Raw genomic sequence first — 16,468 nt, 5'->3', positions numbered from 1 at the left:
TGATAAAAGATTCCGTTTAGGTGAGAGCTATTAGCCTTTCATTGCCCAATCTATAAGAAATAGCTTCTGCGAGATGATAACGAGAAAGTTGCTGCGTTTCATCAAGATCAGCAATAGTGCGTGCAACTTTGAGAATACGATGATAAGCACGTGCAGAAAGGCGCATTTTTTCACTAACATCCCGTAGTAAGATAGCTGCATTTTGGTCTGGGATGGCAATCTGTTCAATAATTTTTGCAGGACAATCACCATTGGTGCGAATATGGGTAAGATCCATTTTAGCAAACCGTTTAGCTTGAATAGCACGGGCTCGTGCGACGCGTTTTGCAACATTACAACTTTTTTCGGATTGTTCTGGCTGCATAAGATCCATTGCTGTTAAAGCAGGGACATCAATGCGCAAATCAATTCGATCGAGTAGGGGACCAGAAATACGAGCCTGATAATCGGTTTGGCAACGTGTCCCTTTGGCACAAACATAACCTTTTTCACCTGCCATTCCGCATCGGCATGGGTTCATTGCAGCAATAAGTTGGATACGCGCGGGGTAGCTAATATGATGATTAACACGGGCGATGATACATTCTCCACTCTCTAAAGGTTGACGAAGAGAATCGAGGACTTGAGGAGCAAATTCAGGAAGTTCATCAAGGAATAAAATGCCATTATGAGCGAGAGATACTTCTCCTGGTCGTCCTTTAAGGCCACCGCCAATCATTGCTGCCATAGAAGCAGAATGATGTGGAGCACGAAAAGGGCAGTGAAGTGAGAGGGTATTATAGGCTGTTTCCCCTACAATAGAAGCAATTAAAGAGACATCTAAAAGCTCACGGCTATCAAGAGGTGGTAGAATAGAAGGTAAACATTGGGCTAACATAGATTTTCCTGCTCCAGGAGGGCCTACAAACAGGAGGTTATGTCGCCCAGCTGCGCAAACTTCTAAAGCACGTTTGGCGGTTTTTTGTCCTTTAATCTCGCAAAGGTCTGGTAGTTCAGTTTGGATTGTGTATTGTCGCGGTTGTGGTCGTTTTTGAATTTGAATTCCTTTAAAATGATTAATTATCGTAAGAAGAGTATCGGGTGCTAGGATGTCCATATCTGCATTAACCCATGCAGCTTCAGGTCCGCATTGGCGAGGACAAATTAGACCTTTATCAAGTGATAAAGCTGTCATTGCAGTTGGTAAAACACCATTGACAGCAGTAATAGATCCATCCAGTGATAATTCCCCTAAAATGAGGTAGTTTTTTATGATTTCGGAGGGTAAAACTTCCATAGCAAGCATTAAGCCGATAGCAATGGGTAGATCATAATGCGATCCTTCTTTGGGTAAATCAGCCGGAGCAAGATTAATGGTAACTCGTTTGTTAGGCATTGAAAGTCCGCAAGCGTAGAGAGCTGCTTGCACACGTTCACGGCTTTCTGCGATGGCTTTATCCGCTAACCCAACAATAGCCATTCCTATTTTTCCGGAAGAAATCATGACCTGCACATCAACAGGGATTGCCTCTAAACCACGAAAAGCAACTGTCGTAACACAGGCAATCATTAATTGATTTTCCCCCCTGATGATTGTTAAGAAACAACCATATTTGCTTATAAAAATCAAGAAATGTCTATATATTTTTTTGATAAAAAGATCTATATGTAAGCAATAAGCACGCTTTTTATGGTGCCGTTATAATTTGTATAAATTTAACTAATATATACAGCCGAAAAATATATATTAGATTAAGTCAGTGAATATGTTATAGAGAGAAAAAGACGACTATTTTGTTTAATGAGGGGTTAGGTTTTTGAGCATAAGAGAAAAAACATTGTAGGTGACAGTGCTATTACTCCCATTAAAATGGGTAAGAATCTCGAAATAGATATGTTTATATTACTCTTTTGGCGTTATTTTAAGGAAAACAGTACTAAGTATTTGTTTAAGAGTATCTGATTTGATGATATGTCGGGCAAAGGTTTTGTTGCAATCAGGAATCTTACGCACTGCGTGTTTAGGTTTGTGTTTAGTCTTTTCTTTTCCGCAGTCGCTTGCAGCATTTGAAATTTTTGGCATTCATTTATTTGGTGAAAAAAAGTCAAATGCTCCTTCAGATGGCATGCGTGGTGCACAAAAATCCTATAAAGTTGATGTTGTTGCGCCGCCAGGTGCACCACTAGAGGGCGTGAAGATAGTAAAAACTGTTTCTTCTCTTGTTGTGGATAAAGATAAAACTGTTTCTAGTTCTGCAGGTTTGTTGGCAAAAGCTCGTTCAAATTATAGGGAAATTCTATCTGCTTTTTATGCGAATGGGCATTATGGTGGTGTTATTAGTATTAAGATCAATGGATTGGAAGTTGCTGATGTATCTCCCATAGCTGAATTGCCCGATCAATCGACTATTGTCATTACGGTTGATGCGGGTCCACAATATGTTTTTAATGCTGTGCGCATCAATAAGGCTTCTCCGTTTGTAAAGTATAAAACAGGTGGAATGATTTCAGTTGAGGATTTAGGCTATAAAGTTGGTGCTTTGGCAAAATCAGAAACTATTCTTAATGCAGAAAGATGGGCAATTGAAGGGTGGCGTCAGCAAGGTTATGCGAAAGCAGATGTTATCAGTCGTGATATCGTTGCGGATCATGCTAGGCGTATAATTGATGCGCAAATTGTAGTTGATCCTAAGCAAAAAGCTTATTACGGTTCGATAAATGTGCGCAATGTAAGTGAACCCCCACACATGGATCCAATGTATGTCGTATGGATGACAGGATTGAAGCTCGGGCAGCAATATGATTCTGAGGCTTTGGCCAAAGCGAATAAACGACTTGCACGGCTTGATGTTTTTCGTTCTATCGATGTGCGTGAAGCAGATACAATTAATTCTGATAGCCATTTACCGCTTACAGTCGTTGTAGAAGAGCGTAAGCTAAGACGTTTGGGCATGGGGGGTAGCTATTCAACATTAGATGGTGGTAGTGGTCAAATTTATTGGATCCATAGTAATTTTTTTGGTCATGCAGAACGTTTTAAAATTGAAACCAAGATAAACAGTATTGGTCGTCATAAAGAGCAATCTTATCATCCAAAGAATTTCGATTATCTTTTGGGGGTAACGTTTATTAAGCCTGGTATTATCACTCCTGATACAGATTTGGGGGCAGAACTAAAAGTGCAACGAGACATCTCAGGTAATTATATCACAACAGCCATTAAAGGAAAGTTGAGTCTTACACATATCGTCAACGATAATTTATCAGGACGGGTTTCTATGATTGTTTCTAGAGGTCATTTACGTGATAATTATCTTAGAAACCGCAATTTCACGATAATTGGGTTACAAAATGATTTAATTTATGACAGCCGCGACAATAAGCTTAATGCAACAAAAGGTTTGTATAGTGAAGTGATCCTTAATCCTTTTTACGAAATGAACTTCAACAATTTTATGACAAAAATGGCAATAGAAGGTCGTTCTTATTGGGCGCTTGACGCGAAAAATCGTTTTATTTTTGCAATGCGGGCAAAGCTTGGCACACTCATCGGGAGTGATAAGATTTTATTGCCTTCAGATATGCTTTTTTTCTCTGGTGGGGGTGGATCTGTTCGTGGTTACGCGTATCATAATATTGGTATTAAAACAGAAAATAGTATTATTGGCGGGCGTTCACTTATAGAAGGTTCGGCGGAATTACGTTTTTCTTTGAATGATGATATAGGGCTTGTCAGTTTTGTTGATGGTGGTCGTGTAGGAGAAAAAGCAAATTTTGGTTTTTTACAAAAAATCAAATGGGGAATGGGTATTGGAGGACGTTATATGACAGGTCTTGGTCCTGTACGGTTTGATGTAGCCTGGCCTCTTGAGCGGGAAAAAGGTGATCCTCGCGTAGGGATTTATGTGGGGATAGGGCAGGCGTTCTAATGAAAAAAATATTATATTTAGGGGGAATTTTATTTGGTGTTTTTCTTCTTGTGATAAGTTTTTTCATGTTTATACAGAGGGATCGTTCATCTTCTCTTGAAGCAGCAGTAGATAACCATTTTTGGTTTGTTTCTTTTATTGAACGTAAACTTTCAACGCCTAATCGCCAAATTCGCTTGAACAATGTGCAAGGAATCCTGTTTTCTAAGACGTCCGTTGATGCTATTACTGTCAGTGATCATCAAGGCGTTTGGCTTGAAATTATCAATGCTAAGATAGATTGGAATCGTCTAGCTTTGCTTAAAGGGCATGTTCAGATTGATCAGCTTTCAGCGGAACAGATTACGTTTTTACGCAAACCTCAAGATTCTTCATCAATTTCTTCCTTCAGTTCTATCCAATTTTCCATACCCGAATTACCTATAGATATCTCCATCAATACGTTTGTTGCAGAACATATAAATTTTAAACAAGATTTTTTTGGTCTTTCTTCTGATGTGTCGTTAAAAGGACATGTAAACCTAGTCAATGGTGATTTTGATGCGGATATAGCGATTGATCGTTTGGATGCGCCTGGTCATTTTTCTATTCTAACAAAGCTATTGAATAGCAGCCGTACAGCTAAGATTAGTATTACTACTGATGAGCCCCAAAATGGTATTTTAGCCAATATTCTTCGTGTTGATAAGCGTCCTGCACTCAATTTCGTCGTTACAGGCGATGGTACTTTTGATGATTTGAATATTGCACTTCGTTTGGAAGCTGATCATCAATCTATTTTGAATGGTAATATTGTTCTTGCCAGTGTTTCAGAAGGTTACCGTCTTTTTACTGAATTAGCAGGAAAAATTGGTCTTTTAACACCTGCACAATACCGCAGCTTTTTTGAGTCTGATGTTGCATTAAAAGCAGAAGCGGTGATGACAAAAGAAGGTACACTGCGCCTTGATCATATGATGATTCAAGGTGATGTGATTAACGTTGTTGCTAACACTGAAATAACAGCTGATGGATTTTTACGGCGTCTTTTTGTTGATGGCCAAATAGACTTGAATAAACACGGTGAATCTGTCCGTTTACCAATGTTAAAGGGAAAAGCGCGTGCAGATAATCTTGCTTTAACCATTGATTATGGTGGTGAAGGGCAACAAGCTTGGAAAGGCCAGCTTCACATTCACCATTTAAGCAGTGGAAATGTTCATATTAATGATGCAGTCTTTGATATGGGAGGAGTAAGCGAAAATCTTGATGATGTAGCTTCTCGTCATGTCGGTATTCAGATTAATGGTACTCTTCAAGGTGTTGTGAATTTTGGGGATGAGTCTGCGGATAATAGTCAAACGATTTATGTGAAGATGGATGCGGATATTTTTGCTGGTAAGCCTATATTGATTCGTGATTTTAGTGTTACAGCTCAAGATTTTTCCGTTGGGCTAAAAGGAGAAATAGATCGTTTCGTTTTTAAAGGTGATCTTGGTTTAAAAGCAAAAACACTTGCACCATTTGGTTTTTTAAGTGGGCAACCATTTTCTGGTAGTGCAGATATTGAAGCGAGGGGAACCATAAATTTAATTGGTGGTGTTTTTAATCTTGAACTATCAGGGACTACTAATACAGTGAAAATGGGAGTAGAGGCAGTTGATCGTTTTATGCAGGGGAATCTTGTTGTTTCAGCTGCTGTTATTCGGAATACGAAAGGTGTGATTGTCCGTCATTTACACTTAAAAAATCAACACGCAAATGTAAGAGCTGATGGTCATTTTTCAAATTTAAACGCTGAGATGGATTTTTCTGCTCAAATATCCGATCTTGCCATTTTAGATCCAAGATTGGGGGGAGCGGTTACAATAAAGGGTGCTGCTAGAGGGCACAATAATTTCATAACGATTAGCACGCATGTTGATGTTTCTGAAGCGCTTTTTGTAGGTAAAAAACTGCAAAATGCAACCCTGAATATCAATGCACTTATAGATAATACATCACCTGCTATTTCCTACTTCAATGGTTTTGTAAAAGGAAAGGGAACTTTTGCTGAGAAACCACTGCAATTATCTGTTGCTTTTAACAATTCTGATCACTTTTGGAAATTTCAGGATATTGATATTAAAGGAGGTTATGCAAGTATAACAGGTAGTCTTGCGCGAACGCTTAAAGGCTTTATGAAGGGAGCGTTGCATATTGATGCTGATGACATTTCAATAATTTCTGCACTGGTCTTACAAGAAGGTAGCGGAGATGTGAAAGGGGATGTTGTTTTTGATGAACAAAATGGTAAACAAAGCATCAATCTAAGAGCCAATATTGATCATTTAATATTTGCAAAAAATGAAATCAAAAAGTTAGAGATACAAGCGGATATATTCGATCCTTTTGGTACGATTCAAGTTAAAGGCTTTGTTAATGCAGAGCAAGTTCAGACACCGTTGATGATGGTTAATCATTTAAGTGCTTATGCCAATGGCAGTCATGGGCAGACAGCTTTTCATGTTCAGGCAATGTTGCATAATGATGCGGATGCAAAGCTTTCTGGCTCTATAGTGACAAAAGGGTTGCCAGAAGGTGTGAAGAAAAAAATTCAACTTGAAACTGTAAATGTGGAGCAATCCGATTTTCATGCAACATTACTCAAACCGGTTGCAATTATTTTTAATGAAGACGGGATGACAATGGGCAAGTTAGAATTTGCTATCAATGAAGGCAAGATTATGCTTGCAGGAAATTTGCAAGATACTCTTGATTTACAGTTCTCAATGAATGCTATCCCTGTTGCTTTAGCCAATCTGTGGAAACCTGATCTTGGTGCTGATGGAACTTTGACAGGGACAGTTGTGATGAGCGGTCATTTGGAAAAGCCTGATGTGACCTATGATGTCAAAGGTCAGGGCTTAACCATTGCTGCTCTCAAGGAGAAAAAAATAACACCTTTTGTGCTTTCTGCTACGGGGAAAATGATTGGTGGAATCCTTACTGTGAACTCAAATTTATTAGGAGAGGGGTTGCAAGCACAGACACAAGGGACTGTAGCTTTAAAGAGCAACAAGCTTGATTTACATGTTCATTTAAAAAACTTACCTGCGCATTTTGCCAATGGTTTGATGAACAATCAAACCTTTGGAGGAGTGGTAACAGGCAAGATCGATATTAGAGGAACATTAAAAGATCCATCTGCGCATTTTGAATTTTTAGGTCATGATTTAATTTTTAATTCTACAGCACATAAGAGGAGTGTATCGGTTAATATAGATACTCATGGTTCCTATGAACAATCAATACTTCATATTGACCATCTGATAGCGACCGGATCTAAGGAATTGGATTTTGCTGTAAAAGGGTATGTTTCTTTATATGATGCGGGAATAGGATTGAATATTAAAGGAACAATGCCTCTCGTTTTTATTGATCAATTTTTGGCTGAGCGTGGGGCACATATAACAGGAACAGCAAAAGTTGACGCGACTATTAATGGTGTTTTGTCGCAACCACAATTGGTGGGTCAAATTTCTGTAATTCATGGTAATTTTTCCGATTCACAAACAAATTTGGGACTGCGCAATATAACACTTGAGGGTAAATTAAATGGCAATCATATGATTCTAGAGCACGCCCATGCTACTTCATCTAGTGGGGGAGCTATTTCTGCTACAGGTCGTATTTCTAATGATTTGCAAACAGACTTAGTGATTAAGCTCAATCGTGCCAATTATAATAATGGGTCTATTCTGGCAACCCTAACAGGTGAAATGACAGTAACTGGTCGTGTTTTACATGATGATCTTGTTGTTGGTGGTGATATTACCGTTGAAAAGGCTGAAATTTTTATTCCTGATCATTTTCGAAATAATACATTTTTTAATATTAAACAGAAAAATTTGACTACGCCAATTCGAAAAACGCTTGAATATGCCAATATTAAAATTGATAGCCAAAATCACAATGTTTCTGAACAATCTTCCTCTCTTATACATTTGGATATGAAAATTAAGGCTCGTAATCAGTTTTTTGTACGTGGCCGAGGTTTAGATGCTGAATTGGGAGGATATATTAATTTAACTGGTCCATTGCATGACGTATATCCAGTTGGTGAGTTACAGATGATACGTGGACGTTTTGATATTCTTTCACGACGTCTCAGTTTTGATCAAGGGCGAGTAAACTTTAATGGTTATCTTAGCCCTACTGTTTATTTTGTGACCAACAGTGATAATGCTGATGTTAATGTTATGGTAACGGTGAGCGGAACTATTGATAATCTCGATATTAAATTTACTTCACAGCCTGTTTTGCCGCAGGATGAGGTTTTGGCGCGTTTAATTTTTAACCGTTCTCTTAGCGAATTATCGGCCTTTCAAATTGCTCAACTTGCCACTGCTGTAGCTGAACTTGCAGGTGCGACTAACGCATCTTTATTAAGCGCTTTACGTAATAAAATTGATCTTGATGATCTTGATATTGTTGTTGATGAAAAAGGGAATACAGGTTTACGTATTGGACGCTATATCCGTGATAATATTTACTTAGGTTTTGAAGCAGGACCGGATGGGGCAACAAAAGGAACAGTTAATTTGGATATTTCACGCCGTTTCAAAGTGAAAACTGCTATAGGCAATGAAAAGAACTCTAGTTTTGGTCTATTCTATGAGAAGGATTATTAAAGATCATATTTAAAAGGAGGATCACTTACAATTCTTGCTCTTTAAATTGAATATCGTGCAGCTTTTTGTAAAGACTGTTTTTCTTTTTTAGTAATTCTGACTGAGTTCCTTGCTCAACCAATTGTCCACTTTGTATCACAATAGTTTTATGAGCATGGGCAATCGTTGAAAGGCGATGGGCGATGACAATTGTTGTACGTCCCTTGGTGAGGCGATGAAGTGCTTCATTGATTTGTGCTTCAGCGTGTGAATCCAAAGCGCTTGTTGCTTCATCAAGAATCAAGATTTCGCCATCATGAAGCATTGCTCGGGCAATAGCGATACGTTGTCTTTGTCCACCTGAAAGATTATTACCATTGTCACCTATTTGTGTATCATAACCATTCGGAAAATCCATAATAAAATCATGGGCATTGGCTGCTTTTGCTGCTTTTATAATATCGTCGTTACTGGCTCCTTCTTTGCCAAGTCCGATGTTATATTTGATAGTTCCTTGGAATAAAAAAGTATCCTGTCCTACATAAGATATGAGATTACGAAGGGAATGAAATGTGATGTGGCGGATATCTTGATTACCGATGAATATATGTCCCTGTGTAGGGTCATAAAGGCGCATAATGAGATTAATAAGGGTTGATTTTCCTGAACCAGATGGCCCTACCAATGCTGTCATTTTTCCTGCTTCTATTTCCAGATTGATATCATTGAGCACTTCCTGACCGTCTATATAAGCAAAAGAAACGTGTTCGAAGCGAATAGAATATTGCGTTTTATTAAGGTTTTTAGCCTCTTTATGTTCTATAATAGTTAAGGGGTAGTCGAGTATTTCGAACATTGTTCGGATACTCACCAAACCAGATTCAATTTTAACACGAACATTCGCTAATCTTTTGGCAGGTTCATAAGCTAAAAGTAAAGCTACAATAAAAGACATTAGTTCACCTTGAACACCTGCATGTTGGTTTGCAAGGTAACCAGAAAAACAAATAACAACAGCGATTGCGATACCAGCGAGTGTTTCCATAATAGGACTTGTTGCAGCTTCAAGTGTTGAGATACTATTTGCTTTTTGTTCGACATCACTAATGGCTTCATTCATGCGTTTTTTCATCAATTCTTCTAGCGAAAAAGCTTTAATCACTTGAATACCGATAGCAGTTTCTTGCATGACTTTAATAATTTCACCAAGCGAGTGAAGTTCTTTCTCCATAAGGTTGCGCACACGCTTTAAAGCCGTTCGAACCCCTAAAAATGCTAATGGTCCAACAGTTAAACTAATAGTCATTAATGTGAAATTTTGAATGAACATAACAAATAGGAGCCCAATAACAGAAAGTAAGTCACGCACAAAAGTTGTGATAATTGTGTCAATGACAATACGGGCTTCTGTCGCGTTATGGGTTACACGAATAAGAAGATCAGATGAGGTATTATTATAGTAAAAGGCAACTCCTTGTTGCATAAGTCTGGCGTAAATTTTGCGTTGTTGTTCAGCAACAATACTATTGCCTGCTTTGCTGAGAAAATAAGTTTGAGCAAAGGTTGCAATTCCTTTAAGAGTAAAAATAAAAGCAATAGCACCGGAAGTGAGAACAATTACGTTAAAATTTTTTGCATCAATGATATGATTGACAACATCGCGCATGATCCACGCACTAGTTGCAGTGGTTAAGGCAATGATAATCATTGAAACAATCGCAGCACTGTACCAGTGCACATGTTTTTGAAAATTTTCTCGCAAAAGGCGGATGATAAGATGCTTATCGAAAGAGGATGTTTGTTTTTTTACCATAAAGCCTTATATCTCCTATCATTATTCTAGACAAGATTGGATATCCTCTATGGAAAAGATTTAACTTTTCTAGCAAACAAAAAGCGCTTTGTATAAAGAAATTTTGTGCATCGATTAATTAATTCTCAAAAACTACTCAAACACTTTAGAGAGCATGTTATTTTAAGACTATGCGTTTGCATGCTAAATGAGGTTTATACAATGCGCTTTTTGAATTATGGATTATTTAGGTACGATCACCATCATCATCTGACGATTTTCAAGTTTTGGCTCAGATTCGATTTTAGCAATTTCGCTTATATCTTCTTTTATTCGTTCAAGAAGCTTTATTCCAAGATCTTGGTGTGCCATTTCACGACCACGGAAACGCAAAGTAATTTTTACTTTATTGCCATGCTCAATAAAACGATGAATAGCTTTAAGCTTAACTCCATAATCATGGACATCAACATTCGGTCGCACTTTGATTTCTTTGACCTCGATGATTTTTTGCTTTTTACGCGTTTCAGCTGCTTTTTTCTGATTTTGATATTTTAGCTTACCTAGATCAATAATCTTACATACAGGAGGTTCTGCATTTGGTACGATCTCAACGAGATCAAGCCCGACATTTGCAGCCATAGCGAGTGCTTCTTGTGTCGAAACTATTCCTTGATTTTGCCCCTCATCGTTAATAAGTTGAATGCAAGGAACCCGAATTTCTTGATTTGAACGTGGCCCATCTTTTTGATTAGGCGTCATTTTAAATGGCCGGCGAATGATTTATGCTCCTTAATTTTGATTAATTAACGAAGATTTTAATATACAATTATGTCTGGAAAAACAACTAGAATTGATGCTTTTTTCAGGCTTTTGATAAATGCTTTTGATTTATTTTTTTAAGGATAGTAGTTTTTAATTAACAAGGTATCTTATTCAAGGAAAGATAATAATGGATCAAAATATTCTTTGCCAATTTTTTTCGTTTGATAATACAGCTCTTGCTGTACGTCATCGCAAAGGTAATCGTTCTCCAGGGGTAGTTTGGTTATCTGGTTATCGATCTGATATGCTGGGGAGCAAAGCGATGACTGTTGATGCTTTTGCTCAAAAAAATGATTTATCTTGTTTACGTTTTGATTATTCTGGCCATGGAGAATCTGAAGGGGATTTTTTTCAAGGAACCATTTCACGTTGGGTGAAAGAAAGTTTAGCTGTGTTTGAAGCTTATTGTGAGGGACCACAAATTTTGATTGGTTCCTCTATGGGAGGATGGATCGCCATAAAACTCGCTATGATGTTGGCAGAGAAAAAAAAGGCACTAGCTGGTATGGTGTTGATTGCCCCTGCTCCTGATTTTACGCAAAATTTGATTGAACCGGCTTTGGGTACAGAAGAATGGAAGGCTTTGGAAGAAAAAGGTTATTTTGAATGGCCTTCAGCTTATGGTTTGGAACCAACACCATTTACAAAAGCATTGATTGAGGATGGGCGAAACAACAGGGTTATGAAAGGGTGTATTGATATTGGATGTCCAATTCATATTTTACAAGGGATGCATGATGAAGAGGTTCCTTATCAACATACATTAGGTTTACTTGATTATTTACCTTTAAATAATGTAACATTGACACTTGTTCGTGATGCAGATCACCGGTTTTCACGTCCGCAAGATTTGAATTGCTTTGAAAAAATATTGATGTCATTGATTGATCAGATTCACGCAGAATAAAAGCGAGCTTCATTTATTATCAAAAACATTGATTTTATTATTAAAGACGTGATGTATGGCAGTTTATGAACGGAATTTTATTTTCTGTGATCGCATTGTCCCTTTATGGGTGCGAGAACACCGAAGAGCATGCCGTTTTACGTTGCGTATTGATGCAAGTGGGCAGAAGATTAGCCTGACAATACCGCCGGCGGTAAGTTCTTGTGCCGTGCAGCATTTTATTGAAAAGCATCAGTCTTGGATTGAAGAACGCCTTGCTCGTTTATCCATTTCTTGCGAAAATTTGCATATTAAAGAAGGTGCAACGATTCCCTTATTGGGTGTTTCACACATCGTAACACGTAAAGAAGGACGTGGGGTCGTTGAAGTTGTTTCAGGTAATGAAGAACAAAAACCGCAAATCATCATCTATAGTCAATTAGAATATTTACCAAGGCGTGTTGCGGATTTTTTGAAAAAACAGGCTGAGATCACAATAACGCCGTTGGTAGCTCATTATGCATATAAGGTAGGGCGCAAGGTCAAATCAATCCATTATAAAGATACAAAAAGCCGTTGGGGATCTTGTTCAACAGATGGGCGTTTCTCTTTTTCATGGCGCCTTATTATGGCACCAAAAGAAGTTGTTGAATATGTTGTAGCACATGAGGTCGCTCACCTTATCGAAATGAATCATGGAGAGAAATTTTGGACCCTTTGTGAAAGACTTTGCTCTGGTTATAAAATGTATCACGCTTGGTTGAAGAAAAATGGTTATACATTGCATAAGATCAATTTTCACTGATAATGGATAATATGCAGGGGCATTTTTTGAGGTTTTACAATGTTTTTACTTTATCTTTTTTATAATTCATCTTAACATTTTACAATTCTTAGTTCAGATTGGAAGAATTTTATGCCTGTCTTTACAGATCCTGTCCAGTTGTTACAGGCGCTTATTCGTTGCCCCTCTATTACACCTAATGAAGCTGGCGCTTTATCGATTTTGGAACAGTTTTTAAGAAAAATGGGATTGAGTGTTGAGCGTCCCATTTTTTCAGATAAAAATACAGCAGATGTTGAAAATTTATATGCGAAGATGGGGAATAAGGGGCCGCATCTTATGTTTGCTGGCCATAGTGATGTCGTGCCACCTGGTGAATTAGATAATTGGATGTATCCTCCTTTTGAGGGGATAATTCATCAGGGTAAAATATATGGGCGAGGTGCTGTTGATATGAAGGGCGCAATAGCTTGTTTTATTGCAGCACTGGCCCGAGTCCTTAAAAAACAACCTATAAAAGGGGCTGTGAGTCTTTTGATTACAGGCGATGAAGAAGGTCCTGCTATTAATGGTACAGTAAAACTTCTAAAATGGGCAGCACAAAAAGGCGAAAAATGGAATGCAGCCATTGTCGGTGAACCAACGAGTGTAAAACATGTTGGTGATATGATTAAGATTGGTCGTCGGGGATCAATTTCTGGCATCATTACAGTTAAAGGTCAGCAGGGACATGTTGCGTTTCCTGAGCGCGCGGCTAACCCATTGCCTTTAGCACATAAACTGATTCAAGCGTTGACAGAGACTGCTTTGGACCAAGGAACAAAGAATTTTCAAGCAAGCAATCTGGAATTGACAACTATTGATACAGGAAATTCTGCTACCAATATTATTCCAGCGCAAACAGTAATTCGTTTTAATATTCGCTACAATGATCTTTGGACAAAGGAGGCGCTGATTGCCGAAATTGAAAAGCGTCTTGCTTTGGTGTATTCGGAAAATAATAGCAATCAATACCCCTATTATCAGCTTGAATGGATACAAAATTTAGGCAGTGTTTTCTTGATCAAAAATGATCACTTAATTGAAATATTGTCGAATGCTATTGAAACAGTGACAGGAAAAAGGCCAGAATGTTCAACTTCTGGTGGTACTTCCGATGCGCGGTTTATTAAAGATTACTGTCCAGTTGTTGAATTTGGTTTGCCAGGGCACACAATGCATATGGTAGATGAATGTGTCACTCTTGATGCTATGGAAAGTCTCACGGTTATTTATGAACGTTTTATCATTGATTTTTTTGCGTAAAAAAAGTGATTACTCTACGGGTACAATGAATGGTAGGCTGCAATTTTGGAAATTTTAATGAGCGAGTTGGCTGATGATATGGTCAAGCAGGATGCGCCCTGTCTTCGTCACTTTTAAGCGCTGGTTATCAATCATTTCTATTAATCCTTGTTGTTGTAAATTAGTGAGTTTTTCTGATGATATGCTTTTGGTGCTTAAAGTTTCATAACGTGTAAGATCAAAGCCTTCTGAAAGACGCAAACCCATAAGCAGCATTTCATCAGCTTGCTGCTCTCCTGTTAATTCTTCTGTTTCAATGCAACCATGACCCTGTGTGTCTACCAATTTGAGCCAACGTTCGGGATGTTTTTCATTAATTGTCACATGACGTGTCTGTTGAGATGAAGGCCTTTCTGAAAGGGTAAGGGAATGTTTCGTAAAGCGTCCATGTGCACCTGGGCCAAAACCTGCATATTCGTGATAACGCCAATAAAGAAGATTATGACGCGATTCTGCACCAGAAATTGCATGATTTGAAATTTCATAGGCTGGAAGGCCGTGCAGTGTCGTTATTTCTTGAGTAAAATTATAAAGGTCTGCTGCTAATTCTGGCTCGGGGAGGATAAGTTTTCCTTCAGCATGAAGCCGCTTAAAGGTGGTTCCTTTTTCAATGGTGAGTTGATAAAGGGAAAGATGGTCTGCTGCCAGATCAATGGCTTTTAGAAGTTCATCTTTCCATTGTTTGAGCGTTTGCTCAGGGCGAGCATAAATAAGATCAAAGGAGAGACGTGGAAAGATTTTGCGTGCTAAATTAATAGCATGAAGGGCCTGTTTAACATCGTGGAGACGGCCAAGTTGTTGCAGTGCTTTATCATTGAGTGCTTGTACACCTAAAGATAAACGGTTAACTCCTGCTGTACGGTAGCCATGAAAGCGCTCTGCTTCCACACTGGAAGGATTGGCTTCAAGGGTAATTTCGATTTTATCATCAATTGTCCAGTTTTTGGCAACAGATTGTAATAAGGCATCGACTGTGTAAGGAGTCATCAGGGAAGGAGTGCCTCCTCCGATAAAAATACTGGTAATATGACGTGGGCCTATCTCATGATATTGTGTTGTCATTTCGCGTTCAAAAGCTTTGACAAAACGTGGTTGATTTACACCCTTGACGCGAACGTGTGAATTGAAATCACAATAAGGACATTTAGCAGTACAAAAGGGCCAATGGATGTAAATACCAAAAGGTTCAATCATGAAACTACCAAAAGACTCTCTGCAAAAAGCTTGAAAGCACGTGCGCGATGTGAAAGAGGTATCTCATTATTGAGTTGCCAACCATGTTTTTGCTCTGTTGACATTTCTCCAAAGCTATTGTCATACCCATCTGGTAAAAAAATGGGATCAAAGCCAAAACCGTTATTTCCGCGTGGTGGCCAAATGAATGTGCCATCAATGCTACCACGAAAATAATCCGCATAGCCGTCAGGCCATGCAACACAGATGACAGATACAAATCGGCCTTTTCTTTGATTTTTTTCAACGGCTCCGATTTTTTGCAGTTCATTTTCTACTTTTTGCATAGCTTTTGAAAAATCACGCGTACCATCGGGTTGCATAGCCCAATTAGCTGTATAAACTCCTGGGGCCTTGTCTAGCGCATCAATTTCCATGCCTGAATCATCAGAGAGAGCAGGAAGTCCTGTGGCTTTTGCAGCTGCAAAGGCTTTGATATAAGCATTTTCTTCGAATGTTGTTCCTGTTTCTTTTGGTTCAGGGAGGTTAAGCTCTGCTGCTGATTGTATTGTTAAATTGCAAGGGGCAACTAATGTGGTGATTTCGTGTAATTTACCGGTATTATGTGTAGCAATGACGAGTTTTTTACCAATTATACTTCTCATGCCCATTTCTCCTAAAATGAGGAATTCATTGTTTATTTGAGTAAAGAGGTTTGTTTTGACAGGGTAAAACGCTTGGCAATACCAGTTTGATAAAATGAAAAATGTAGCGTTACTGAAAGCTCATCTTTAGTAGTTTCCTTAACATTTACAAGAGTTTTATATACTGTCATATCAGCGTTAGTCGGTTTGATGTTTATAAATTATTATAATTAAAATCAATAACGGGTATTTTTTGTAGAAATCGTAAGAATTTTGTATCAAAAGGATTTTTAAAGATTTTGTTGTGGAGCATATATTTTCTGTGTTTGCGACGGAGTGCAAACAGTTATAAAATGTGAACATTATAAAATTTTATAAATGTTATTCCTTTGCAAATTTTTTGATATATCATTCAAAAGCAAGTGTTTGAGTTTGATTAAAGAGTAGTGATTGAAAAAATACATAAATTACTTTTTTCTTG

General features: G+C 38.1%; 10 protein-coding genes. 5 read left to right on the top strand and 5 right to left on the bottom strand.

The features are described from left to right. Positions 1-16: 16 nt before the first annotated feature. A complete protein-coding gene (locus tag H710_RS00880) occupies positions 17-1,549 on the bottom strand; it encodes a YifB family Mg chelatase-like AAA ATPase (protein WP_041848977.1) in 1,533 nt (510 codons plus the stop codon). Between the two features lie 397 nt (positions 1,550-1,946). Here H710_RS00880 and H710_RS00875 point away from each other — a divergent pair, with 397 nt between their 5' ends. Continuing rightward, a complete protein-coding gene (locus H710_RS00875) occupies positions 1,947-3,908 on the top strand; it encodes an autotransporter assembly complex protein TamA (protein WP_041848976.1) in 1,962 nt (653 codons plus the stop codon). Then, complete coding sequence (locus H710_RS00870; protein WP_041848975.1) at positions 3,908-8,560, top strand: translocation/assembly module TamB domain-containing protein; 4,653 nt, start codon at positions 3,908-3,910, stop codon at positions 8,558-8,560. Before H710_RS00875 ends, H710_RS00870 begins: the two co-directional genes overlap by 1 nt. A 25-nt stretch (positions 8,561-8,585) precedes the next feature. On the opposite strand, the gene H710_RS00865 is transcribed toward H710_RS00870, so the two are convergent. Beyond that, entirely contained in the window at positions 8,586-10,352 is a 1,767-nt protein-coding gene (locus tag H710_RS00865; RefSeq protein WP_041848974.1) for an ABC transporter ATP-binding protein, read from the bottom strand. Between the two features lie 222 nt (positions 10,353-10,574). Further along, complete coding sequence (gene infC, locus H710_RS00860) at positions 10,575-11,093, bottom strand: translation initiation factor IF-3 (protein ID WP_041848973.1); 519 nt, start codon at positions 11,091-11,093, stop codon at positions 10,575-10,577. 190 nt (positions 11,094-11,283) lie between these two features. Between infC and H710_RS00855 the strand changes: the two genes are divergently transcribed. From H710_RS00855 to dapE, 3 genes are all read left to right on the top strand, one after another. Beyond that, complete coding sequence (locus H710_RS00855) at positions 11,284-12,063, top strand: alpha/beta hydrolase (RefSeq protein ID WP_041848972.1); 780 nt, start codon at positions 11,284-11,286, stop codon at positions 12,061-12,063. Positions 12,064-12,118: 55 nt separating this feature from the next. Continuing rightward, on the top strand, positions 12,119-12,847 hold the full coding sequence (locus tag H710_RS00850) for a M48 family metallopeptidase (RefSeq protein WP_041848971.1): 729 nt from the start codon (positions 12,119-12,121) through the stop codon (positions 12,845-12,847). A gap of 111 nt (positions 12,848-12,958) precedes the next feature. Beyond that, the gene (gene dapE / locus H710_RS00845; protein ID WP_041848970.1) at positions 12,959-14,131 is read left to right on the top strand and encodes a succinyl-diaminopimelate desuccinylase; all 1,173 of its coding nucleotides are present in this window, start codon (positions 12,959-12,961) and stop codon (positions 14,129-14,131) included. Positions 14,132-14,185: 54 nt separating this feature from the next. Here dapE and hemW read toward each other — a convergent pair whose 3' ends face one another. Both hemW and rdgB read right to left on the bottom strand, forming a co-directional pair. Continuing rightward, on the bottom strand, positions 14,186-15,364 hold the full coding sequence (gene hemW / locus H710_RS00840; protein ID WP_041848969.1) for a radical SAM family heme chaperone HemW: 1,179 nt from the start codon (positions 15,362-15,364) through the stop codon (positions 14,186-14,188). Further along, positions 15,361-16,008, bottom strand: a complete 648-nt coding sequence (gene rdgB, locus H710_RS00835; protein ID WP_041848968.1) for an RdgB/HAM1 family non-canonical purine NTP pyrophosphatase — start codon at positions 16,006-16,008, stop codon at positions 15,361-15,363. The genes hemW and rdgB overlap by 4 nt, the downstream gene beginning before the upstream one ends. Positions 16,009-16,468 lie beyond the last annotated feature (460 nt).

The sequence above is a fragment of the Bartonella bacilliformis Ver097 genome, assembly GCF_000709795.1.
In the GTDB taxonomy this organism is placed as follows: Bacteria; Pseudomonadota; Alphaproteobacteria; order Rhizobiales; family Rhizobiaceae; genus Bartonella; species Bartonella bacilliformis_A.
This window is presented reverse-complemented; position numbering and strand designations above follow the sequence as displayed.

What these genes read in the sequence shown, in the direction of transcription:
- H710_RS00880 (WP_041848977.1), bottom strand. Translation starts at nt 1,549, where the DNA reads ATGATTGCCTGTGTTACGACAGTTGCTTTTCGTGGTTTAGAGGCAATC.
- H710_RS00875 (WP_041848976.1), top strand. Translation starts at nt 1,947, where the DNA reads ATGATATGTCGGGCAAAGGTTTTGTTGCAATCAGGAATCTTACGCACT.
- H710_RS00870 (WP_041848975.1), top strand. Translation starts at nt 3,908, where the DNA reads ATGAAAAAAATATTATATTTAGGGGGAATTTTATTTGGTGTTTTTCTT.
- H710_RS00865 (WP_041848974.1), bottom strand. Translation starts at nt 10,352, where the DNA reads ATGGTAAAAAAACAAACATCCTCTTTCGATAAGCATCTTATCATCCGC.
- infC (WP_041848973.1), bottom strand. Translation starts at nt 11,093, where the DNA reads ATGACGCCTAATCAAAAAGATGGGCCACGTTCAAATCAAGAAATTCGG.
- H710_RS00855 (WP_041848972.1), top strand. Translation starts at nt 11,284, where the DNA reads ATGGATCAAAATATTCTTTGCCAATTTTTTTCGTTTGATAATACAGCT.
- H710_RS00850 (WP_041848971.1), top strand. Translation starts at nt 12,119, where the DNA reads ATGGCAGTTTATGAACGGAATTTTATTTTCTGTGATCGCATTGTCCCT.
- dapE (WP_041848970.1), top strand. Translation starts at nt 12,959, where the DNA reads ATGCCTGTCTTTACAGATCCTGTCCAGTTGTTACAGGCGCTTATTCGT.
- hemW (WP_041848969.1), bottom strand. Translation starts at nt 15,364, where the DNA reads ATGATTGAACCTTTTGGTATTTACATCCATTGGCCCTTTTGTACTGCT.
- rdgB (WP_041848968.1), bottom strand. Translation starts at nt 16,008, where the DNA reads ATGAGAAGTATAATTGGTAAAAAACTCGTCATTGCTACACATAATACC.